This window comes from Streptomyces cinereoruber, from assembly GCF_009299385.1.
Lineage (GTDB): Bacteria > Actinomycetota > Actinomycetes > Streptomycetales > Streptomycetaceae > Streptomyces > Streptomyces bikiniensis.
The window spans coordinates 4,142,022-4,164,621 of record NZ_CP023693.1; the positions used below are offsets into that span (position 1 = coordinate 4,142,022).

General features: G+C 75.4%; 15 protein-coding genes, 1 tRNA gene and 1 riboswitch. Of the genes, 10 read left to right on the top strand and 6 right to left on the bottom strand.

Features of this window, described 5'->3' with window-relative positions:
• Nucleotides 1-86 precede the first annotated feature (86 nt).
• A complete protein-coding gene (locus CP977_RS18570) occupies nt 87-1,457 on the top strand; it encodes a diacylglycerol/lipid kinase family protein (RefSeq protein ID WP_372460712.1) in 1,371 nt (456 codons plus the stop codon).
• Nucleotides 1,454-2,035, top strand: a complete 582-nt coding sequence (locus tag CP977_RS18575) for a phosphatase PAP2 family protein (protein WP_062753488.1) — start codon at nt 1,454-1,456, stop codon at nt 2,033-2,035. Before CP977_RS18570 ends, CP977_RS18575 begins: the two co-directional genes overlap by 4 nt.
• 25 nt (nt 2,036-2,060) lie before the next feature.
• Here CP977_RS18575 and CP977_RS18580 read toward each other — a convergent pair whose 3' ends face one another.
• Complete coding sequence (locus CP977_RS18580) at nt 2,061-3,017, bottom strand: sigma-70 family RNA polymerase sigma factor (protein ID WP_372460713.1); 957 nt, start codon at nt 3,015-3,017, stop codon at nt 2,061-2,063.
• Between the two features lie 202 nt (nt 3,018-3,219).
• Here CP977_RS18580 and CP977_RS18585 point away from each other — a divergent pair, with 202 nt between their 5' ends.
• From CP977_RS18585 to CP977_RS18610, 6 genes are all read left to right on the top strand, one after another.
• Nucleotides 3,220-3,711, top strand: a complete 492-nt coding sequence (locus CP977_RS18585; protein WP_062753486.1) for a rhodanese-like domain-containing protein — start codon at nt 3,220-3,222, stop codon at nt 3,709-3,711.
• A gap of 111 nt (nt 3,712-3,822) precedes the next feature.
• Nucleotides 3,823-3,896, top strand: a tRNA-Met gene (locus CP977_RS18590).
• Between the two features lie 105 nt (nt 3,897-4,001).
• Nucleotides 4,002-4,742, top strand: a complete 741-nt coding sequence (locus CP977_RS18595) for a MerR family transcriptional regulator (protein WP_062753484.1) — start codon at nt 4,002-4,004, stop codon at nt 4,740-4,742.
• A gap of 140 nt (nt 4,743-4,882) precedes the next feature.
• Complete coding sequence (locus CP977_RS18600) at nt 4,883-6,094, top strand: PP2C family protein-serine/threonine phosphatase (protein WP_079131101.1); 1,212 nt, start codon at nt 4,883-4,885, stop codon at nt 6,092-6,094.
• Nucleotides 6,095-6,375: 281 nt separating this feature from the next.
• Nucleotides 6,376-6,522: riboswitch (cyclic di-AMP (ydaO/yuaA leader) on the top strand.
• 11 nt (nt 6,523-6,533) lie between these two features.
• Nucleotides 6,534-7,658: a M23 family metallopeptidase gene (locus CP977_RS18605; RefSeq protein ID WP_062753482.1), complete on the top strand. Its 1,125-nt coding sequence runs from the start codon at nt 6,534-6,536 to the stop codon at nt 7,656-7,658.
• Nucleotides 7,659-7,744: 86 nt separating this feature from the next.
• Nucleotides 7,745-8,707, top strand: a complete 963-nt coding sequence (locus CP977_RS18610; protein ID WP_152370510.1) for an aldo/keto reductase — start codon at nt 7,745-7,747, stop codon at nt 8,705-8,707.
• A gap of 10 nt (nt 8,708-8,717) precedes the next feature.
• On the opposite strand, the gene CP977_RS18615 is transcribed toward CP977_RS18610, so the two are convergent.
• From CP977_RS18615 to CP977_RS18630, 4 genes are all read right to left on the bottom strand, one after another.
• A complete protein-coding gene (locus tag CP977_RS18615; RefSeq protein WP_229991615.1) occupies nt 8,718-10,157 on the bottom strand; it encodes a PrsW family intramembrane metalloprotease in 1,440 nt (479 codons plus the stop codon).
• A 69-nt stretch (nt 10,158-10,226) separates the two neighbouring features.
• The gene (trmB, locus tag CP977_RS18620; protein WP_208420956.1) at nt 10,227-10,946 is read right to left on the bottom strand and encodes a tRNA (guanosine(46)-N7)-methyltransferase TrmB; all 720 of its coding nucleotides are present in this window, start codon (nt 10,944-10,946) and stop codon (nt 10,227-10,229) included.
• A 145-nt stretch (nt 10,947-11,091) separates the two neighbouring features.
• Nucleotides 11,092-12,276 carry an L-2-hydroxyglutarate oxidase gene (gene lhgO, locus CP977_RS18625; RefSeq protein ID WP_062753475.1) on the bottom strand — a complete coding sequence of 395 codons (1,185 nt, stop codon included), beginning with the start codon at nt 12,274-12,276 and terminating at the stop codon, nt 11,092-11,094.
• Between the two features lie 131 nt (nt 12,277-12,407).
• Nucleotides 12,408-13,850, bottom strand: a complete 1,443-nt coding sequence (locus tag CP977_RS18630) for an NsdA family TPR-like regulatory protein (protein WP_062753473.1) — start codon at nt 13,848-13,850, stop codon at nt 12,408-12,410.
• A 569-nt stretch (nt 13,851-14,419) separates the two neighbouring features.
• Between CP977_RS18630 and CP977_RS18635 the strand changes: the two genes are divergently transcribed.
• Both CP977_RS18635 and CP977_RS18640 read left to right on the top strand, forming a co-directional pair.
• Nucleotides 14,420-16,678, top strand: coding sequence for an asparagine synthase-related protein (locus CP977_RS18635; RefSeq protein ID WP_062753471.1), 2,259 nt, complete (start codon nt 14,420-14,422; stop codon nt 16,676-16,678).
• Nucleotides 16,679-16,964: 286 nt separating this feature from the next.
• Nucleotides 16,965-20,270 (top strand): ATP-binding protein, encoded by a 3,306-nt coding sequence (locus CP977_RS18640; protein ID WP_152370512.1) that lies wholly within the window; start codon nt 16,965-16,967, stop codon nt 20,268-20,270.
• Between the two features lie 44 nt (nt 20,271-20,314).
• Here CP977_RS18640 and CP977_RS18645 read toward each other — a convergent pair whose 3' ends face one another.
• Nucleotides 20,315-22,528, bottom strand: coding sequence for a sigma-70 family RNA polymerase sigma factor (locus tag CP977_RS18645; protein WP_152370513.1), 2,214 nt, complete (start codon nt 22,526-22,528; stop codon nt 20,315-20,317).
• Nucleotides 22,529-22,600 lie beyond the last annotated feature (72 nt).

Consider the following 22,600-nt stretch of genomic DNA (forward strand, 5'->3'; position numbering starts at 1 on the left):
TTCCCGCGCGGACCCCTTCCGCCGAACGGCTTCGTCCGGGGCGCGGGGCGCGGAGGGGTGGGGAAAGGTGGAGGCGGAACGTGGAGGTGGGGACGGTGACGGCGAGCGGAACCGGTGGTCCGGCGAAGACGGCCCGGCGGCTGGCGCGCTGCGCGCTGCTCGCGGCGGTGGCCGCGGTCGTGGTGCTGCTGACGGCGCTGGGCGGCGGCGGGGTGCTGATCCTGGTGAGCGGGCTCGCGGGGCTCGCCCTGTCGGCCGTGGGCATCTGGTGGTTCCTCGCCCACCGGGGGCCGCTGCGCCTGCTCGGCGCGCTGCTCGCGGTGGCCGCGCCCGCCGCGGTCCTCACCCTGTACGTCGTCGGGGGCGTCTGGCTGAACGCCCTCGTGGCGCTCGCGCTCTGGGGCGTGGCCCTCTTCTGCTCCCGGTCCGCCCTGCGCCGGCCGGAGGAGGACGGGGGCGGGGTGATGCGGGGCGTGCCCGCGGCCCGGCCCGAGAAGGCCGTCCTGATCATGAACCCGAAGTCCGGCGGCGGAAAGGTCGAGCAGTTCGGGCTCGTCGAGCGGGCCGAGGAGCTGGGCGCCCGGGTGATCCTCCTCGACCCGTCCGCCGACACCGACGTCACCGAACTCGCCCGGCGGGCGGTGGCCGAGGGCGCCGACCTGCTCGGCGTGGCCGGCGGCGACGGCACGCAGGCGCTGGTCGCCGCCGTGGCCGCCGAGCACGACCTGCCGTTCCTCGTCATCTCGGCCGGCACCCGCAACCACTTCGCCATGGACCTCGGCCTCGACCGCACCGACCCGTCGACCTGCCTGAACGCCCTGACCGACGGCGAGGAGCTCCGGGTCGACCTCGGCTCGGTCTCCGGCCGCGCCTTCGTCAACACCGTCTCCTTCGGGGTGTACGCGGACGTGATCCACCACCCCGAGTACCGCGACGCCAAGGCCGGCACCGCCCTCGACGCCCTGCCCGACCTGCTCCAGGGCGGCGAGGGCGACCGCGTCGACGCGGTCGTCGACGGCACCGTGCTCGACGCGCAGCAGGCGCTCCTGGTCAGCAACAATCCGTACGCCACCCCCGATCCGCTCAGTGCCGACCCCGCCCGAAGACCCCGCCTCGACGGGGGTGAGCTCGGCGTGATCGGCGTCCGGGTGGAGGGGGCGATGCAGGCCGCCGAGCTGGCGGTACGGGGCACCCAGGCGGCCGCCCTGAACGTCCTGACGGCCCGCAGGGTCGAGGTCACCTGCGACAACGGTGACGGCGCCCTCTCCGTCGCCGTCGACGGCGAGGCGCTGGTCCTGCCCGCCCCGGTCGTCTGCGTCCTCCGCCCGCACGCCCTGCGGGTGCTCGTGCCCCGGGACCGGCCGGGCACCACGCCCCCGCGGCCGCCCCTGGACTGGCGGCGCATCACCGAACTCGCCTTCCCCACCCACCACCGACCCCCGAGGAGCGGCGCATGACCCACGACACGCCCACCGAGACCGTCCGAGCCGTGCTGCACGATCTCCGGGCCGTCGACGGTGCCGTGTACGCCGCCGTGGCCGCCACCCCCACGCCCACCCTGGACACGGCCCTGCGCCGGCTCTCCAGGACGGCCGACCACTCCAAGATCTCCTTCTCCGTCGCGGCCGTGCTCGCCCTCTTCCCGGGCCGCCCGCGCCGGGCCGCGCTCGCCGGGGTCGGGGCGATCGGGGTGGCCTCGGCCGCGGCGAACCTGCTGGGCAAGCGGCTCGTGCGCAGACCCCGGCCGGACCGGGAGGCGGCCCGGGTGGTGGCGGGCCGGCACGTCCCCATGCCCGACTCGGCCTCGTTCCCCTCGGGGCACACCGCGTCGGCGGTCGCCTTCGCCACCGCCGTGGGGGTGGTGCTGCCCGCCGCCGCCGCCCCCCTCGGGATCCTGGCGTCGACGGTGGGGTACTCCCGAGTCCACACCGGCGTGCACTATCCGGGCGACGTCGCCGCGGGCGCCGTCCTCGGCGTCGCCAGCGCCGCCGTCTCCCTGACGGCCGGAGCCTCCCTGGCCCGCCGGCGGAGATAGCGACCGGGAGTCCCACCGGAAGCGTTCAGTACGCCGCCCGCGCCAGTTCCTCCTCCGTGAGGCCGAGCGTTGCGAGCCGTTCCGGGTCCGCCAGGATGTGGAGCTCGACGATCCGGTCACCGGCGACCGTGAACACCATGAGGGCGGCCGGGCGCCCGTCGACGACCGACAGGACCGCGGGCTCGCCGTTGGCCACGACCCGCAGCGCCGCCTTGCGGAACCGGGAGTACGCGAGGGCCTGCGCGACGACGGTCTCGGCGCCCCGCACCAGCTTGGAGGCGCCGGCCATGAGCCGCCCGCCGTCCGCGCGCAGCACCACGTCCGGGTCGAGGACCGCGAGGAGGCCGTCGAAGTCGCCGCCGTTCGCGGCGGTCAGGAAGGCGTCCGCGATCTCCCGCCGGCGCCGCGCGTCCGGGGCGGGGCCCGGGGAGGCGTCCCGCACCCGGCGGCGGGCGCGGCTGGCGAGCTGGCGGGTCGCGGCCGGGCTGCGGTCCACGACCTCCGCGATCTCGTCGAAGGAGACGGCGAACATGTCGTGCAGGACGAACGCGAGCCGTTCGGCCGGCGACAGGGTCTCCAGGACGACGAGGAGCGCGAGGCCGACGGACTCGGTGAGCTCGGCCGCGCGCTCGGGGTCGGTGGCGGCCGCGGCGTCGGCGGCCCCACCGACCCGGACCACCGGATCGGGGACGTAGTACTCCAGCGGGGACTCGCGGCGCGAGCCGCGCGAGCGCAGCATGTCCAGGCAGACGCGGCCGACGACCGTCGTCAGCCAGCCGCTGAGGTTCCGCACCTCGCCGACGTCGGCGCGGCTGAGCTTGAGCCAGGTCTCCTGGACGGCGTCCTCGGCCTCGCTCAGCGAGCCCAGCATCCGGTACGCCACCGCCCGCAGGTGCCCCCGGTCGGCGTCGAAGCGCCGGGCCAGGAGTTCCTCGTCGCCGTGCGGGTTCACGTTCATGTCCACCAGGTCCACCGTGCCCATCATGCCCACGTCCACGCTCGCCTCCGTCATGCCTCCATGACGGATCGGAGCCCGTCCATGTGACAGGGGGAGCGGGGCCGGGGTTTCGGTGCATGAGATTCCCGCCGTCCCGGCACGAACGCCCGGGATTCCCCGGCCGGAGCAGCCGACCTCCGTGGTTTCCCCCTTCAGCGGGGTGCCTGTCGGCCCTAGTTTGCTCATCATGACGACGACACCGCAGGTCAACCCCGTACTCCGCACCCCGCCGGCCTCGCCCGCCGCCGCTGCCGCGTACTTCTCCGCGAGCCTCGCCTTCCACGCCGACGTCTCCGACGTGGCCTCCGTCCTCGCCGCCGCGGCGGCCGAGGGCACCGACCCCGGCTTCGTCCTGGTCGACACGCGGTCCACCGCCTCCTGGGACCAGGGGCACGTCCCCGGCGCCGTCCACCTGCCGACCGCGCTGATCCCCGAGCGGGCCGAGGAGCTGCTCGACCGGTCCGTGCCGGTCGTCACGTACTGCTGGGGCCCCGGCTGCAACGGAGCCACCCGCGCCGCGCTCGCCCTCGCGGAGCGGGGCTTCCGGGTCAAGGAGATGCTGGGCGGCTTCGAGTACTGGGTGCGGGAGGGGTTCGCGTACGAGACCTGGGAAGGCCCCGCGGAAAAGGCCGCCGACCCGCTGACGGCCCCGGTCGACACCGGCGACTGCGGCTGCTGAGGCAGACCGTCGGGAGGGCGGCGGAAGGGCCGGTAGGAGGGCCGCCGGGAGGGGCCGAGGAAAACCGATTTCAGGATCGCCCCGGTCATGCCGTAGAGTCGTGTTCACCGACGCGGGGTGGAGCAGCTCGGTAGCTCGCTGGGCTCATAACCCAGAGGTCGCAGGTTCAAATCCTGTCCCCGCTACTCAGTAGCGAACGAAGGCCCGGATCCTCTTGGATCCGGGCCTTCGTCGTTCCCCCGGCGTTTCCGGTTGACCTTGACGCAACGTCAAGATCTAGCGTTCTCGACATGGAGTGGTCGATCCAGGAGATCGCCAAGAAGGCCGGCACCACCAGCCGCACCCTCCGGCACTACGGAGAGCGCGGACTGCTGGAGCCGAGCCGGATCGGCGCGAACGGTTACCGGTACTACGACCAGGCGGCGCTCGTGCGGCTGCAGCGGATCCTGCTGCTGCGCGAGCTGGGGCTCTCGCTGCCCGCCATCGCCGAGGTCCTCGCGGGCCAGCGGGACACCTCCGCCGCCCTGCGCACCCACCTCGCCCTCCTGGAGCAGGAGCGCGAGCGCATCGGACGCCAGATCGCGTCGGTGCGGACCACCCTCCACAAGACGGAGAACGGAGAAGAGCTCATGGCGGACGAAGTGTTCGACGGTTTCGACCACACGCGGTACGAGGAGGAGGTCACCCACCGCTGGGGCCGCGAGGCCTACGAGCAGGGCGACCGGTGGTGGCGCTCGCTGGACGAGGAGCAGAAGCGGGCGTTCATCGAGGAGCAGGCCGGCATCGCCCGCGACTTCGGACGGGCGGCGCGGGACGGCCTGGCCGCCGACAGCGACGAGGTGCAGGCCATCGCGCGGCGCCACGTCGCGTGGCTGTCGACCACCACGACGCCGACCAAGGAGTACGTGGTCGGCCTCGGCCGGATGTACGTCGACGACCCCCGGTTCACCAAGAACTACGACAAGCACGGCGAGGGCACCGCGGTCCTCGTCCGGGACGCGCTGGCGGTCTACGCCGAGCGGAACATGTAGCCGCCGGGCGGCCCCCACCGGCTTCCCGGACGGTCCCGTACGCCGGTCGGCCGTGCGGAGTCGCCGTCCGCCGGGGCGGCGGCCACCCTGGAAGGGCGCGGTACGGGGCCGCGGCCGGGCGGACCGGGCAGGAGAGAACGGTGGGGCACCCCCTAGGAGCGGCGGGCGGCGGGAGACGGGGCGGTGGGGGCCGTCCCGCGTACCGGGGCGCCCGGCGGTTCCTCCGCGCGCTGCCGCCGCTGATCATCGCGGGCGGCGTCCTCTTCGACGTGGCGACCCCCGCCCCGTACACCGCCTCCCCGATGCTCGCCGCCGCCCCGCTGGTCGCCGCGCCCTTCTTCTCCCTGCTCGTCACCCTCCTCACCGGGATCGCCGCCGTCCTCGCCTCGGTCGGCCTCTACCTCTTCAGCGACGACGTCACCCGCGCCCCGGCCGTCGCCGAGACCCTGACCGTGTTCACGGTCTCCGTACTCGCCCTCCTCATCAACAGGGTGGTGCGCCGCAGCGGCGAGCGGCTCGCCTCGGCGCGGGTCATCGCGGAGACCGCGCAGAAGGCGGTGCTGCCGACGCCCGCCGAGCGGATCGGCGGGCTGCGGTGCGCGGCCCGCTACGAGGCGGCGCAGGCGGACGCGTTCATCGGCGGCGACCTCTTCGCCGTGCAGGACACCCCGCACGGGGTGCGGCTCGTGGTCGGGGACGTGCGGGGCAAGGGCCTCGACGCGGTCGAGGCCGTCGCCGTCGTCATCGGGGCCTTCCGGGAGGCGGCCGAGCAGGAACGGACCCTGGAGGGCGTGGCGCAGCGGCTCGAACGGGCGCTGGACCGGGAGGGCACCCGGCGGGACAGCCTCGACGCCGTCGAGGGGTTCACCACCGCCGTCCTGGCCGAGATCCCGCGCTCCGACGGCAGCGGCACCTTCGACGGGTTCGTACGGGTCGTCAACCGGGGGCACCCGTCCCCGCTGATGCTGCACGGGGACGGGCGGGTCGAGTCGGTCGACCCGAGCCGGCCGGCGCTGCCCCTCGGCATGGGGGACCTCGCGTCGTGGCCGGACCGGGCCGAGGCCCGGCCGTACCCGCCGGGCACGACGCTGCTCTTCTACACCGACGGCCTCTCGGAGGCGCGGAACGCGCGGGGCGTCTTCTACGACCCGGCGGAGCGGCTGGCCGGACGGGTCTTCCCGGGCCCGGAGGAGATGCTCGACGCGCTCGTGGACGACGTACGGCTCCACACGGGCGGCGGGGCGACGGACGACATGGCGCTGCTCGCGCTGAACCGCCCGACGGCGGGGCAGCCGGAGCGGCGCCGCACGATGCCGGTGGTGCCGCCCGGCGGGTCCGGATCCCGGCGCTGACCGCCCGCCCGGCCGGCCGGCCGCCCCCCGATCGCCCGATCACCCGGAGGACCCCGTCACCGGGGGTAGTCGAAAGGTCTCCCTGCGATAACAATTGATGAACCGTCAGAAATCGAAGGTTTCGTCGCTCCCGGATCCGGCCTTGCTGAAGGGGGGTCAAGTCGGACCAATCCCTCCCAATTCAATGAACGATCAAGAGGAGCGGCTTGGAATCGGGACCCCCTGTCTATTAACGTTCGATAACGCAGCGCGGTCGTCCCAGCCGTCGCAAGAGACGGCACCGTGCGCACGCGCCGAATCCCGAAAGGGAACCGGGGAACCACCATTTGGGGTGAATCGAGCCCTTCGCACCCGTGCGACCGGGCCCGTAGGAGACCTTCCTGCTCCGAACCCGTCAGCTAACCCGGTAGGCGAGAAGGAAGGAAAGGAGCGCGCCTCCGTGGCGTCCAACACCCCTGCCCCCGAAGCCCCCTTCGACGCTTTCGGCGGCGGTGCGGCCCCCTCCGCCCCGGACACCGAGTGGAACCCCACCGAGGACTCCCTCCGCGACCGGGCCCGCTCCGGCGGTCGGCACCGGGTCGTCAAGCAGCGCTCCAACTTCGCCCGCTCCTCCACCGTCCTCGGCGTCGGCGTCATCGCCGCCGTCGGCGCGGGCGGCCTCGCCACCGCGCAGGACAAGCCCCCGGTCGCCATATCGCTCCCCGACCTCAACCTGCCCGACGCCCACGACCTCCCCGGCGTCGGCGCGCTCCTGCCCGCGCAGGAAGAGCGGGAGACGGTCTCCGCGGACCGCGCCAACCCGAACCCGCTGACCTCCGCCACGTACACCACCGAGGCCGACGAGCGGGCCTCGCGGTCCGGCCAGGTCACGCGGACGAGCCTGACGACGGCGGAAGCCCCGGGCGCCGCCGACGCCGGCGAGGCCCTGCGCGCCCGCATCCTCCAGCAGGCCGAGCAGCAGCAGGCCTCCGCCGACGCCGCCGAGAAGGCCGCGGCGGAGAAGGCGGCCGCCGAGAAGGCCGCCGCCGAGGCGCAGGCCAAGGCCGATGCCGCGGAGAAGGCGGAAGCCGAGGCGAAGGCGAAGGCCGAGGCGGAGGCCAAGGCCAAGGCGGAGGCGGAAGCCAGGGCGAAGGCCGAGGCCGAGCGCCTCGCCAAGCTCGCCGCCAGCTACTCGATGCCCCTCTCCTCGTACTCCCTCACCGCCACCTACATGCAGTCCGGCTCCATGTGGTCCTCCGGCTACCACACGGGCCTCGACTTCGCCGCCCCCACCGGCACCCCGCTCAAGGCGGTCCACGGCGCCACGGTCAAGTCGGCGGGCTGGTCCGGCTCCTACGGCTACCGGATCGTCCTGGAGCTGGAGGACGGCACCGAGATCTGGTACTGCCACCTCTCCTCCATGACGGTCAGCGCCGGCCAGACCGTGGGCACCGGCGAGACGATCGGCCGCGTCGGCGCCACCGGCAACGTCTCCGGCGCCCATCTCCACCTGGAGATCCACCCCGGCGGCGGCGACGGCGTCGACCCGGCGGCCTGGCTGCGCTCCAAGGGCCTGACGGTCTGACCCCTTCCCGGATTCCCGGAAACTTCCTCCCCGGATTCCCGGAAACACGCGGAATAGGCCCGGCGGCGGAGGCCGTTGACCACCCCATGACCTCTCTCCGTACGCTGGGCACGTCCGACCTGCACGTCTTCCCGCTCGCCCTCGGCGGCAACGTCTTCGGCTGGACCGCCGACGAGGCGCAGTCCTTCGCCGTCCTCGACGCCTACGCCGCCGCCGGCGGCAACTTCGTCGACTCCGCCGACGTCTACTCGGCCTGGGCCGAGGGCAACGAGGGCGGCGAGTCCGAGACCGTCATCGGCCGCTGGCTCGCCTCCCGCGGCAACCGCGACGACGTCGTCGTCGCCACCAAGGCCGGCGCCCACCCCCGGTTCAAGGGCCTCTCCGCCCCCACGATCAAGGCCGCCGCCGAGGAGTCCCTGCGCCGCCTCGGCACCGACTACATCGACCTGTACTACACCCACTTCGACGACGAGTCCGTCCCCGTCGAGGAGATCGTCACCGCCCTCGACCAGCTGGTGCGGGACGGCAAGGCACGGGCCGTCGCCGCCTCCAACATCTCCCCGGAGCGGCTCCGCGCCTCCCTCGACTTCGCCGAGGCCGAGGGCCTCGCCCGCTACGTCGCCCTCCAGCCGCACTACAACCTGGTCTCCCGCGAGACCTACGAGGGCCCGCTCCTGGAGACCGCCGAGCGGGCGGGCCTCGCCGCCGTCCCGTACTACGGCCTCGCCTCCGGCTTCCTCACCGGCAAGTACCGTCCCGGCACCGCCGTCGACAGCGCCCGCGCCGCCGGGGCCGGCAAGCACCTCGACACCGAGCGGGGCCGGGCCGTGCTCTCCGCGCTCGACGCGGTCGCCGGGGCGCACGGCGCCGAGCCCGCCACCGTCGCCCTCGCCTGGCTCGCCTCCCGGCCGACGGTCGTCGCGCCGATCGCCTCGGCCCGTACGGTCGAACAGCTCCCGGCCCTGGTCGCCTCCGCCGGCCTGGAACTCACGGAGGAGGAACTGACCCTCCTGACCGAGGCGTCCGAGGCCTCCGAGGTCCAGGGCTGATCGCGGGCCGCTAACTGCGGTACGGGTTGTAACCGCTGTAGTCCAGGTACTGCGGCGGCGTCCACGCCCGGCCCGTCGCCCGCGCCGCGTACGTCAGCGCGGGCGAGGCGACCGTCCTGCGCTGCCACAGGTGGTGCAGCAGCTCCTGCTCGCGGGCCGCGAAGTCGGGCCCGGCGGTACCGCGCCGGGCCCGGTCCCGCAGGAACGCGAGGGTCGTCGCGAAGGACTCGTACTCGTTGACGGCCCGCGCCCCCTGCTTGCCGTACGTCCGGGCGGCGTAGGAGCGGGCGAGCTGCCGGGCCCGCATCGAGGAGAGCGCGAGCGGCTCGGCGGGGGAGAGCCAGCCGGCCGCCGCGTACGCCGGGAGCTCCCCGGAGACCGTACGCAGCTCCCGCTGCCGGCTCCACACCGCGAGCCAGGTCAGCAGGCCGAAGGCCGGCACCATGAGCGCCCCGTACACCGCGAAGAAGATCCAGGGGCCGCCGAAGGTGGCCGAGCCGTTCCAGGCGGCGTGCATGCCCATGGAGAGCAGCAGTCCGGCGAGCGGCAGTAGCACCTTCCGCAGCCGCTTCCCGCGCGGGGCGAGCGCGGCGAAACCGAAGCCGAGGCCGGTGAGCACGGTGAACAGCGGGTGCGCGAACGGCGACATCACGACCCGTACGAAGAAGGTCCCGGCGGTCACCATGCCGATGCCGGCGGCGCCGATCTCCTGGTCCTCGCCGAAGGCGTTGCCGAGGTAGAGGATGTTCTCGGTGAAGGCGAAGCCGGTCGCGGTGAAACCGGCGATCACCACCCCGTCGACGAGCCCGCCGAAGTTCCGGCGCCGGAAGAGGAAGAGCAGCAGGATCGCGGCGGCCTTGGCGCTCTCCTCCACCACCGGGGCGATGACGGTGGCGCCGAGGTGGCCGGCGGAGTCCGGGTCGGCGGTGGCCGTGGCGATCCAGCGGATCGCGAAGGAGTTCGCCAGGATCGCGACGAGCGCGGCGGCGAAGGCGCCCCACGCGAAGGCGAAGAGCAGGTTCTTCCAGGGGCCGGGCTCGACCCGGTCGAGCCAGCGGAACGCCGCCATCAGCAGCGGTACGGGGAGCACGGCGAGGCCCAGGCCGACGAGGAAGCCCTGCGTGCCCGTCTGCTCGCGGACCATCGCCAGGATGACCAGGGCGCATATCGCGAGCACGGTGACCACGCATATCGCCCGGACCAGCCGGCTGCGCCAGAAGGCCCGGCGCGGCCGGTAGCGCCACTGGGACCGGTCGGCCGCGGCGGGGAAGGCCGGTTCCTCGGTGTCCCGGTGGGGGACGGGGGCGGCTTCGGGGCCGTGCGCGGGACCGGCTTCGGCTTCGTGGCCGGGCCGAGGACCGTGCCCGGTTCCGGGGCCGGTTTCGGCGGGGGCGGGCTCAGGGCCGTGCGCGGGCCCGGGTCCGGCTTCGGCGGGGGCGGGGTTCGACACGTGAGCGACCCTAACGACCCGCACGGACAGCGGCGACGTACTTACGGGCCCGCCCTGCCCTCCCCGGCGCTACTTCCTCCGGAAGAGGAGGTCGTGGACGACGTGCCCCTTGTCCAGGCCCTGGCCCTCGAAGCGGGTGACGGGCCGGAAGCCGGGACGGGGCGCGTAGCCGCCGTCGGCCTGCGTGTTCTCGAAGTCCGGGTGCGCGGTGAGGACCTCCAGCATCTGCTCGGCGTACTCCTCCCAGTCGGTGGCGCAGTGCAGCACGCCGCCGGGCTTGAGCCGGGTCGCGAGGAGGCCGAGGAAATCGGGCTGGATCAGCCGCCGCTTGTGGTGGCGGGCCTTGGGCCACGGGTCCGGGAAGTACACCCGGCAGCCGTCGAGGGAGTCGCCGGTGAGCATCTCGCGGAGCAGGATGATCGCGTCGCCGTTGGCGACCCGGACGTTGGTGAGGCCGTTGCGGTCGGCGAGCCCGAGCAGATTGCCCTGGCCGGGGGTGTGCACGTCCACGGCCAGGATGCCGGTGCCGGGGTCGGCGGCCGCCATCTGCGCGGTCGCCTCGCCCATCCCGAAGCCGATCTCCAGGACGACCGGGAGCCCGCCGAACATCTCGTCCAGGTCCAGGACCCGCTTGCCGTCGATGTCGAGGCCCCAGTCGGGCCACCGCTTCAGCATGGCCTCGGCCTGCCCGGCGGTCACCCGGCTGCGCCGGGGCTGGAAGCTCCGGATCCGCCGCTCGTGGTGCGAACCGGCGGGGTCGGGCAGGGGACCCTCCCCGGGGGCGAACATCCGACTGCCCCGCCGCGCGACGGGCTGGGGGGCGGGGTCGGCGACGGGACGCGGGCTGTTCTCAGGCTGCTCAGACACAATGCGGCCGATTCTACGGGTGGGGACGACCGCACGCGGGTACGCGCGGGCGTGCACGGGCCGACGGCTACAGGAACGCCAGCGCCCGCCCCGCCACCTCCCGTCCGATCGGCAGCGAGGCCGTCGCCGCCGGGGAGGGCGCGTTCAGGACGTGGACCGTGCGCGCCGCCTCCCGGATCAGGAAGTCGTCGACGAGCGTCCCGTCCCGCAGCACCGCCTGCGCCCGCACCCCCGGCGCGGCCCGCCGCAGGTCGGACTCCTCCACTACCGGGAGCAGCCGCCGCACCGCCTCCGTGAAGGCCCGCTTCGAGAGCGAGCGGTGCAGCTCGCCCGCCCCGTACCGCCAGTGCTCCCGGGCGATGGCCCACGAGCCGGGCCACGCCAGGGTGGCGCCCAGCTCGCGCGGGCGGACGACGGACCAGCCGTACCCCTCGCGGGCGAGCGCCGGCACCGCGTTCGGCCCGATGTGGACCCCGCCGTCGATGCCCCGCGTCAGGTGCACCCCGAGGAACGGGAACGCCGGGTCCGGCACCGGATAGACCAGGCCCCGCACCAGCGACGGGTCCGCCAGCTCGTAGTACTCGCCCCGGAAGGGGACGATCCGCATACCCGGGTCGTCGCCCGCGAGCCGCGCGACCCGGTCGCAGTGCAGCCCCGCGCAGTTCACCAGGACCCGCGCCCGGACCACCCGCCCGTCCGCCGTCCGCACGGCGACGCCCCAGGGCCGCCGGTCGATCACGGCGGCCTCCGCGCCGTACAGGATCCGCGCTCCGGACGCCTCGGCGAGCCGCTCCGCCACGGCCCCGTAGTCGCAGATCCCGGTCGTGCCGACGTGGATCGCGGCGAGCCCCCGCACCCGCGGCTCGTACTCGCTGATCTGCGCCGGGCCCAGCTCCCGCACCGGGATGCCGTTCTCCCGGCCGCGCTGCACGAGCGCGTGCAGCCGGGGCAGCTCCTCGCGCGCGGTGGCGACGACGAGCTTCCCCGTCACCTCGTACGGAATGCCCCACTCCGCGCAGAACTTGACCATCTCGGCCGCGCCCTCGACCGCGAACCGGGCCTTGAGGGAACCCGGCCGGTAGTAGATGCCGCTGTGGATCACCCCGCTGTTGCGCCCGGTCTGGTGGCGCGCGAGGGCGTGCTCCTTCTCCAGGACCGTGACCCGGGTGCCGGGGGCGGCACGCGTCAGCGCGTACGCCGTCGACAGACCGACGATCCCGCCGCCGATCACCAGCACGTCACAGTCGAACACCGGCCCCACCTCCCACCCCCGATACTGCACTGGCCCACTGACAATCCCGTGAAACCCCGCGCGGCCTCATGAGACGCGGTTCACCCGGAGGCGGGTGTTCATGCGGGGCCGGGGGCCGCCCGGGGCGGGCCTCACGCCGGGGCGGCGAGCAGCGGCCGGGCCCGCTCGCGCAGCTCCATGACGCGCGGCTCGTCCCCGTACGGTTCGAGCCGGTGCAGCAGGTCCCGTACGTACTCGGTCGTCCGCGCCGACGAGATCCGCCCCGCCACCTCCACCGCGCGCGTGCCGGCCGCGCAGGCCGCGTCCAGGTTGCCGGACTCCAGTTCGGCGACGGCGGACACGACGAGCCGCAGGCCGTGCGAGCGGACGAACTCCTCCGTCGGCCGGGACAGCGCCTGCTCGGTGAAGCGGCGCACCTCGCGCGGCATCCGCAGGTCGCGGTAGCACTCGGCGGCGTCGGCGCAGAACCGGTCGTACGAGTAGAAGCCCAGCCAGGTCGGGTCGGAGTCGCCCGCCCGCGACCGCTCCAGCCAGCCCTCGGCGGACTTGAGCGCGGCCGCGGCGGCGGCCCCGTCCCCGGCCTTCGCGTGCGCGCGTGCCTCGACGAGCCGGAAGAAGGACATGGTGCGGGCGGTGGCGAGCCCCCGGTTGCGCTCCAGGGCCGCCTGGGCGAGGTCCACGCCCTCGTCGGCGAAGCCCCGGTAGGTGGCCTGGAGGGACATGGACGCCAGGACGTACCCGCCGAGGGGCACGTCGGCGGCGGCCCGGGCGAGCCGCAGGGCCTGGATGTAGTAGCGCTGGGCGGCCTCCTGCTGCCCGGTGTCGAAGGCCATCCAGCCGGCGAGCCGGGTGAGTTCGGCGGTCGCGCCGAACAGGGCCCGGCCGACCTCGTCCGAGTACGAGCCGAGCAGCAGCGGGGCCGCGTCCACGCGTAAGCACTCGGGGACCATGGACGAGCGCCAGTCCCCGCCGCCGTACTTGGAGTCCCAGCGGCGCGCGTCCTCGGCGGCCTCGCGGAGTTTGGCGACGTCGCTGTGGCCCACGCGCGCGTGCTCCGGCGCGGGCGCCGCCGGGGAGCCGGCCGCCGGGCGCGGGACCTCCCGCTCCACCGACGGGTCGGCCGGGGTTATCAGCCAGCGGGACGTGGGCGTGGCGTACGCGCTCACCGCGAACGACCCGGCGAGCGACTGCCAGATGCCGCCCCCGCCGGCCCGCCGCCCGGCGAGGTCGAGCCGGTACAGATCGGTGGCCGAGCGGACCGCCTCGCCCACGTCGCGCGGGAAGGCGAGGCCCACCTCGGGCGCCGGGTCGGCGTCGGCGAGCCCGATCTCGTGCAGCGGCACGGGCCGGCCGAGCTTCTGCCCGATCGCGGCGGCGATCAGGTGCGGGGCGGCGCCCTGCGGCACCATGCCCTTGGACACCCAGCGGGCGACCGAGGTCTTGTCGTACCGGAGCGTCAACCCCCGCTGCGCGCCGAGGTCGTTGACGCGCCGGGCGAGCCCGGCGTTGCTGATTCCCGCGAGGGCGAGAACCGTGCCGAGCTTTTCGTTCGGCCCGCGTTGCTCCCTGGACATGACGCCACCCCTCGACAGCACAGACGGCTGCCACGACGCCGGGCATAGGCGTGCGGCATTCGTAAGCACAGCGTAGTTCGCCGCATCCCTACCGTTAAGGGGCGGTGTTCCGTATGGCGAGATTGTTGTGTGACCAATCGGCGGGGAGGGCCGTCCGGGTGACGCGTGCTCCGGCCGTGTGGCCGTGCGCCCGGCCGTGCGCTCTCGTCCGGCCGGCGGGGGAGCGCTTCCATCGGTACCGCGTGGGTCGGCCCATTCGGCCGGGGTCGGAGTCCCGGACCAGTGGGCTGGGGGACACCGCCGCCCCATTCCCCGCGGGCGGCGGACGGCGCCGGGAGGCGGAAACGCCTCCCGGTCAGCTGGCGGCCGGTGGAGAACGGGCCGCTCCTGTTTGTGCCCGATCGCTTCCCAAACCTTCCGGCACGGTCGATATTCGGCCGAATGTCGGACGTGCCCAACTGGCCCATGCCAGGGGCGCATTCGGCTTTCGCGCGCGTGCACCCGGACACCGCCCCGTGCGCCGTTGTCATGGCAGCATGTCTCCCACCGAAACGGACGTGGAGGCGCCGATGCGATGGCTGGTGGGCTGGAGCAGTGTCGCCGCGAGCTTCGCAACGACCGGGGGCGCACGGTCGGGAGCGGCGAACGGCCCGTACGGCTCCGGCACGGCGACCGGCCCCGGTCCGTACGGCTCCGGTACGTACAGCCCCGGCCCCGGCTCGTACAACGCCGGCCCGTACGACCCCGATCCCTACAACTCCGACCCGTACGGCTCCGGTACGGCGGCGGCCGAGGGGCGCACGGTGCAACCGGTGGGCGCACAGCTCCTGTGGGGCGGCCCCGACCCGCTCTGGGCGGTCGGCGACTGGCGCCCCGACGAAGTCAGGGTCGTGTCCGTCGACGACCACACCCACATCGCCGTCCTCGGCTGCTGCGCCGCCGGCGACGACGAACTGCGCAGGGGACTGCTCACCGCGCGCGGGGGCGCCCTGCGGCACCTCACGGCCTGGCCGGGAAGCTACACCGCCGTCGTCAGGGCCGGCCGCCGCGTCACCGTCACGGGCGACCTCGCCGGAGCCCGGCCGGTCTTCCACACCCCGTGGCAGGGCGGCACCGCGTACGCCACCGCCGCCCTCCCGCTCGCCGACCTCGTCGAGGCCCAGCTCGATATCGGCCACCTGGGCGCCCTCCTCGCCTGCCCCGAGACCCCGGAGGCGCTGCGCGACTCCACCCCCTACGAGGGCGTCCGCCGGGTGCCGCCCGGCCACGCGCTGATCCTGCGGGAGGGCTCGCGCGAGATCACCGGGTACGAGCAGGTCGCCTCGCTCGCGGTCGCCACCCCCGAGTCCGACCCCCGGCAGGCCGTCGAAGGGGTCAGGGACGCCCTGGTCGAGGCCGTACGGGCCCGGCTCACCGCCCCCCGGCACGCGCCCGAGATGCCGCTGCCCGACCCGGGCCCGGTCCCCGGCATGGGGCCCGCCGACCGGCGCGCCGCCCGGGGCGCGGGCCCGGCGCCCGGCATCGGCGCCGACCTCTCCGGCGGCAGCGCCTCCGGCACCCTCGCCCTCCTGGCGGCCGGGCTCCCGGGCGTCCCCGGCACGATCACGGGCCACGGCACGGGCGCGGGGGAGCGGCTGCTCGCCGTCACCTTCAACGACCTCGCCACGCGCGCGGGTGCGGACCGCGAGGACGAACTGAAGCGGGCCCGGGAGCTGGCCGCCGACCCGCGCCTGCACCACGTGGTCGTCGCGGCCGGAGAGGAGGCCCTGCCGTACGCCTCCCTGGACGGGCCGCTCACCGACGAGCCGGGACCCGCGCTCGTCACCGCCGAACGGCACCGGCGGCGGCTCGCGGGCGGCAGCGCCGACCACTTCACCGGCATGGGCGCCAAGCAGGTCCTGGACGCGCACCCGGCGCGCCTCGCCGACCTCCTGATGGACCGCAGACGCCGCTCCCTGGTGCGCCCCGTGACCGCGCTCGCCAAGGCCTCGGGCCCTTCGGCGGGCGCGCTCCTGGTGCCGCTGACCGTGTACCGGGCGGCCCGCAAGCTGGCCCGCACCCCGTACCGCACGGGCCTGGAGACGGCGGCCCGCCGGGTCCTGGAGGCCAACCGTGCCGCTCCCGACGGCTTCGGCCCCCTGGAGGCGTCCCTCTCCGCCCTCGCCTGGTCGCGCCCGGGCCCGGCGGCGCGCTGGCTGACGGGGGAGGCGCTGGCCGAAGTATCGGTTCGCCTGAACCGGGCGGCGACCCTCCCGTCCTCCGTCCAGCGCCCCGGCGAGGCACGCGCGCGTGCGGCCCTCGCCCGCGCCGCCGCCGACCACCGGGTCCTGGAGCAGGCCGCCGAGATCCGCGGCCAGCGGCTGCACGCCCCCTTCCTCGACAACCAGGTCGTACGGGCCTGCCGCGCCCTCCCCGAATCGCTCCGGGTCCAGCCGGACGCCCGCGCCGGCGTCCTGCGCACGGTCCTGACCGGCGCCGGCGTCCACGACCTGCCGCCCGGCTGGGGCGCCCCCCACCCGGCCGTCCCGGCCGCCGCCGCCCGCGCGGGCCTGCGCGCCGCGCTCCCCCAGCTCCTGGCCCTCTTCGACGCGCCGCTCCTCGCGGACGCGGGCCTGATCGAGGCCCGCACCGTCCGCGAGGCCCTGCGCGCCGCCGCCGACGGCGAACCCGTCCCCCTCGACGGCCTCGCCGACCTCGTCTCCACCGAACTCTGGCTCCGCCGCCTCCTCGCCCGCCGCGGCTCCTGCTGGACCAACACCACGGAACCGCGCGCCCACCGCGCGGTCCAGGGGCCTTTGATCCCGGCGTCGCGGTCGCTGCCGGCGTGACGCTCCGCAGGGCGCGAGAACGCCCTCAAGACGACGGTGGAGCGGCTCCTCGAACTGCGCAGCGCCCGGGAACCCGAAGGGGCACGGGTGGAGCTGATCGAGGGAGAGATCTGCGTCAGCCCACTCGGTGACGGGCGACACCGTCCACAGGCCGGGGGCGCCCGTCCCGATCCCCGCGCCCCTGAACCCCACCCTGGAAACAGCCGAGTTCCGACGCCCGCGGACTCCGGGTCGGGCCCGGGGAAACCCCGAGGCGTCCGCGCGGCACGGCCGCCACAATGAACCGGTGCGGTATCTCATCCTCGGCACCACCGAGGCCCTTCGTCCCGACGGCACCCCCCTCCCCCTCGGCGGTGCCCGGCTGCGCGCGCTCCTCGCCGCGCTCGCGCTGCGCGGCGGACGGCCCGTGTCCGTCGGCGAGCTCGTCGACGACGTGTACGGGGACGCCCCGCCGCAGGACGCGCCCGCCGCCCTCCAGGCCCTGGCCGGCCGCCTCCGCCGGGTCCTCGGCCGGGAGGCCGTCGCCTCCACCCCCGGCCCGGGCTACCGGCTCGCCGCCGGGCCCGACGACATCGACCTGTACGTCTTCGAGCGCCGGACCGCAGAGGCGGGCGCCCGCCTCGACGCCGGCGACCCCGACACCGCCGCCGCCCTCCTCCGGGAGGCCCTCGGCCTCTTCCGCGGCCCCGCCCTCGCCGACCTGCCCGGCCCGGCGGGCGTCCGGCCCGAGGCCCAGCGGCTCGCCGCCCTGCGCCGCCGCGTCGAGGCGGACCTGCGCCGGGGCGCCACCGACGGACTCGTACCGGAACTGACCGAGCTCACCCTCACGTACCCGTACGACGAGGCCTTCCACGCCCACCTCATCCGCGCCCTGCGGGCCGAGGGCCGCCACGCCGACGCCCTCGCCGCGTACGAATCGGCCCGCCGCACCCTCGCGGACGCCCTCGGCACCGACCCCGGCCCCGAACTCACCGCCCTCCACCGCGAACTCCTCACGGGCCTGCCCGCACCGGCCGTACCAGCCGCATCAGCCTCACCGGCCCTGCCGACCGAACCGACTGCGCCGACCGAACCGGTCCCGCTGACCGCATCAGCCCCACCAGCCGCACCGGCCCCATCAGCCGCCCCGACCCCCACCCAAGCCCCCACCGGCAACATCCGTCCCCGCCTCACCTCCTTCGTCGGACGCGAACCCGAGCTCGACGCGCTCCGCACCGACCTGGCCGGTTCCCGCCTCGTCACGCTCACCGGCCCCGGCGGAAGCGGCAAGACGCGGCTCGCAGAAGAGGCCGCGCTGCGGACCGGCGGCTCCGCCGCCTGGATCGCCGAGCTCGCCCCGCTCGACGACCCCGGGGCCGTCCCCGGCGCCGTCCTCTCCGCGCTCCGCCTCCGCGAGACCAGCCTCATCGCCCGCGACGGCGCACCCCTCCAGAACGACCCCACCGCCCACCTCGTGGAGCACCTGGCCGACCGCCCCCTCCTCCTCGTCCTCGACAACTGCGAGCACGTGATCGACGCGGCCGCCGCCCTCGCCGAGACCCTGCTCACCCACTGCCCCCGGCTCCGCGTCCTCGCCACCAGCCGCGAACCCCTCGGCGTCCCCGGCGAGACGGTCCGTCCCGTCGAACCCCTCCCGCCCGACCCGGCCCACCGCCTCTTCGCCGAACGAGCCCGCGCCGTCCACCCCTCCTTCGACCCCACCGGGGACAGCGACGCGGCCGTGGCCGAGATCTGCCGCCGCCTCGACGGCCTCCCGCTCGCCATCGAGCTCGCCGCCGCCCGCCTCCGCCTCCTCGCCCCCCGCCAGATCGCGGACCGCCTCGACGACCGCTTCCGCCTCCTCACCTCCGGCTCCCGCACCGTCCTGCCCCGCCAGCAGACCCTGCGCGCGGTCGTCGACTGGTCCTGGGACCTCCTCGAACCGGACGAGCGCACCCTGCTCCGGCAGGTCTCGGTCTTCGCCGGCGGCTGGGACCTCGCCGCCGCCGAGGCCCTCTCCCCGCACGCCGCCGACACCCTGGGCGCCCTGGTCGACAAGTCCCTCGTCGTCGCCACCCCCACCGAGGACGGCGGGATGCGCTACCGGCTCCTGGAGACCATCCACGAGTACGCGGCCGAGCGCGCCGCCGAGGCCCCCGCCCTGCTCGCCGCCGCCGAAGCCGCCCACACCGCCCGCTTCACCGCCCTCGTGGAGACCGCAGAGCCCCGACTGCGCTCCGGCGAGCAACTGCCCTGGATCGACCGGCTGGAGCGCGAGCTCGACAACATCCGCGCCGCCCTCCACCGCACCCTCATCACCGCCCCCGACGAGACCGCCGCCCTCCGGCTCGTCTTCGCCCTGGGCTGGTTCTGGTGGCTGCGCAACCACCGCTCCGAGGGCCTGGCCTGGACCGAACGCGCGGTCGCCCTCGGCGAGGACCCCGACGACCCGGCCGACCCGCGGTACTGGCCGCGGATGCGCCTGCGGATGCTGCACTTCTTCCTCGCGATCGAGAACCACACCGTCGCGGAGCTCCGCGAAGACCCCGAGACCCTCACCCTGGTCCGCCGGGTGCGGTCCGCGTTCGGGGACGAGCCGGGCCCCGAGGCCGCCCGCTTCCCCGGTCTGCTCTGGCCGTTCACCGAAGCCCTCGTCGGCACCCACGCCGAGGAACCGGACGGGATGCGGCGCCTGCTCGACACCGCCATCGCCAACTGCCGCCGCCACGGCGGGGACTGGGAGGTCGGCGTCACCCTGATGTTCCGTACGCACATGGTCGTCGACATGCCCGGCGGCCTGTCCGGCGTGGACGAGGACCTGGCCGAACTCCGCCGCGTCGCCCGCCGGGTCGGCGACCGCTGGATGGGGGCGCAGATCGCGAGCGCGGCGGCCGAGGCCTGCATGATGCGCGGCCGGTACGAGGAGGCCGGGGCGGACTACGAGGAGGCGCTCCGCCTCGCCCGCGAGGTGGGCGCCCACGCCGAGGCCCCGTTCCTCCTCGCCCGCCTCGCCGAGATCGCCTACCGCCACGGCGACACGGAGACCGCCGACCGGGGTCTCGCCGAGGCCTCGGCGGAGGCCGAGCGCCACCACGTCGGGGACGCCCGGCCCTTCATCGTCTTCCTCCGCGCCGCCATCGCCCTCCACCGGGGCGACATCGGGGCGGCCCGCGCCCACGTGGAGGAGGCGAGCCGCCTGGTCGAGGCCGGGAGCCCGCCACCGCACTTCACGGCCGCGGTCATCGGACTCGCCGCCCGCGTCGAGGCGTACGGGGGCGGGGGCGCCGCGGCCGTCGCCTCCGCCGCGACCGCGCTGCGCGCCGCGCGGGACGCCCGCTGCGCGGACCTCATCGCCGCGACGCTCGGTCAGGGGCTCGCGCTAGCCCTGTCCCGGGCGGACGAACCGGTCCTCGCCGCCACGGTCCTGGCCGCCGTGGACTCCTGGCGCCGCGAACTGCCCCGCTCGGTCCCGGAGCTGGAGGAGGCGGAATCGGTCACGGCCCGCTCGCTCGCGGCCCTCGGCGCGCCGGGCCTCGCCGCCGCCCGGACGGTGGGCGAGGACCTGGACGTCGACGGGGTCCTGTCCCTGGTGAAGGACTCTTCCGGCCCGTGAGGGACTTTCCCGGTCCGTGAAGGACTCTTCCGGTCCGGGCGGCGTCAGGAGCAGCTGATCCGGGACCGCGCCCAGTCGGCGATCGCGGCCCGCCCCAGCGGCCCGGCCTCCTCGACCACGAGCCGGAGCCTGGAGCGCCCGGTGATGTCGACGTGCACCGGGACCGGCGGGTCGCCCGCCTCGATCACGCCGGACCGCCAGAGCCGCTGCCCGTCGCCGTAGACGGAGAAGCGGACGCCGCCGACGCCGAACAGGGCGCTCAGGTCGTCGACGCCGACCATCGCGTCGTAACTCGTGCACTGCCGGTTCAGGTCGATGACCAGCGAGGACGGCGCGTGGACGCTCACCCCGTGCGCGTACCGGGTGCCGCCGACGGACAGGCCCCTGCGCTGCCACATGAAGCCGCTCTCCGCCATGGACACCTCGGGCTTGGTGCCGTCGCCGAAGATCTCGTAGTCCAGCTCGTCGACCGGGTAGACGGCCGGCGGCGCGGGCGGGGGCTTCTCGGGGCTCGGCGTCGGCTTCGGCTTCGGGGCGGGCGTCGGTTTCGGGGTGGGCTTCGGGCTCGCCGGCGGCGTGGGCCTCGGCGTCGGCTCCGGGGCCGGCGGGGCGGGTTCCGGCGTCGGCGCGGGCTTCGAGGTCGGTGCCGGCTTCGGCGTCGGCTTCGGGGCGGGCTTCTCCGGGGCGGGCGCGGTCGTCGGCGCGGGCGCCGGGGCATCGGCCTTCGCGGGCGGGGCCGGCGGTACGGGCTGTGCCGGGGGCGCGGGCTCCTGCGGCGCCACCGGGATGACGACCGGCTGCGAGGGCCGGGGCGCGGCCACGGGCTCCGGGTCCCCGGCCATGGCCCAGACGAGCCCGGCCGCAGCGGCGACGGCCGCGGCCGCGGCGATCCCCACCTTGGCCGGGGTGCCGAGTCCCTCGGCGGCGGCACCGCCCGAGGCGGCGCCCCCCGAGGCCCCGGAGGCGGCGGCCGCCGCACCGACCCCGGCCGCGGCGGCGCTGCCGCCCGCGACGACCCCGGCGGCCTTGAGCGAGTACCCGGCGGCGAACCAGCCGATGACGGCGACCGGCAGCAGCGCGGGGATGCCGGCGTTCACGTGCGCCAGCTCACCGGCGGCGAGCCGGCACTTGGCGCACTCCTCCAGGTGCTTGCGCAGCCCGCGCTCGGCCCGCATCCGCAGCCCGCCGCGCGCGTAGGCGCCGAGCCGGTCCGCGTACCGGGCGCAGTCGCCGCCCGCCGTCAGGGACTGGCTGACGTGGGCCTGGAGGTAGGCCTGCTTGAGCCCTTCGCGGGCCCGGCTGGCGAGCACGGCCGTGGCGTTGGCGGTCAGCCCGAAGAGCGGGGCGACCTCGCTCGGCGACTCCTCCTCGACGGTGGTGTGCCACAGCACGGCCTGCCACCGCTCGGGCAGCGATCGGAAGGCCTGCATGGCGAGCGACTGCTCGGCCTCGTGCATGGCCAGGACGTCCGCGCCGAGGTCCATCGTGTCCTGGTCGGAGACCTCGGAGGAGCGGGCGGCCTCCGCCGCGAACACCGCGAAGTCCTCGACGAGGTGTTCCCGCTTCTGCGTCCTGGCCCAGTTCGCGGCGACCCGCCGGACGGTGGTCATGAGGTAGGCGCGCACCGCCTGTTCGGGCCCGGCCCCGCCCCGTACGGCCTGGAGGGTGCGGGCGAACACCTCGGCGGTGAGGTCGTCGGCGGTGTGCGCGTCGCGGCAGCAGGTCTTGGCGTACCGGCGCACGGCCTCGGAGTGGCGGCGGAACAGCTCCTCGTACGCGGAGTCGTCGCCGTCCCGCATGAGCTGCACGAGGTCGGCGTCGGAGGGCGGCAGTTCGAGGGGCGGCGGAAGCACGCCCTCGGCCTCGACGTCCCCCTCGCCCGCGTCCTCCGCGAGGCCGCCCTCCGTGGGACCGGCCTCACCGAACCCGGCCCCGTCGTACGCGCCGGCGCCAGTACCGGACCCGGCCCCGGTGGCCGCCCCCGCGACGACCCCGGCCCCGTCCCCGGCACCCGGCCCGCTGGACTTCCCCTCGCGCTGCTGCGGAACGCTCGCGTCGAGCGCCTCGACCGGATCGACGTACCCGGGCGGCGCTCCTACCCCTCCTGAGGAACCCACCGCTCCCGCAGGACCCGAGGGACCCGCCGCTCCCGAGGGCCCCACCGGCCCGCCCTGGCTAGGCACCTGCCGGGCGGGCAGGCCTCCGGCCTCCGCGGTGCCGCTGTTCCCCAACGGCTCGTCCCGACCCTCACCGCTCATCGCGGAAGCCCCCGTACGCATGCTCAGAACCGAACACCGGCCAAGCCTGCCACAGAGCGCGGGCACGCCGAA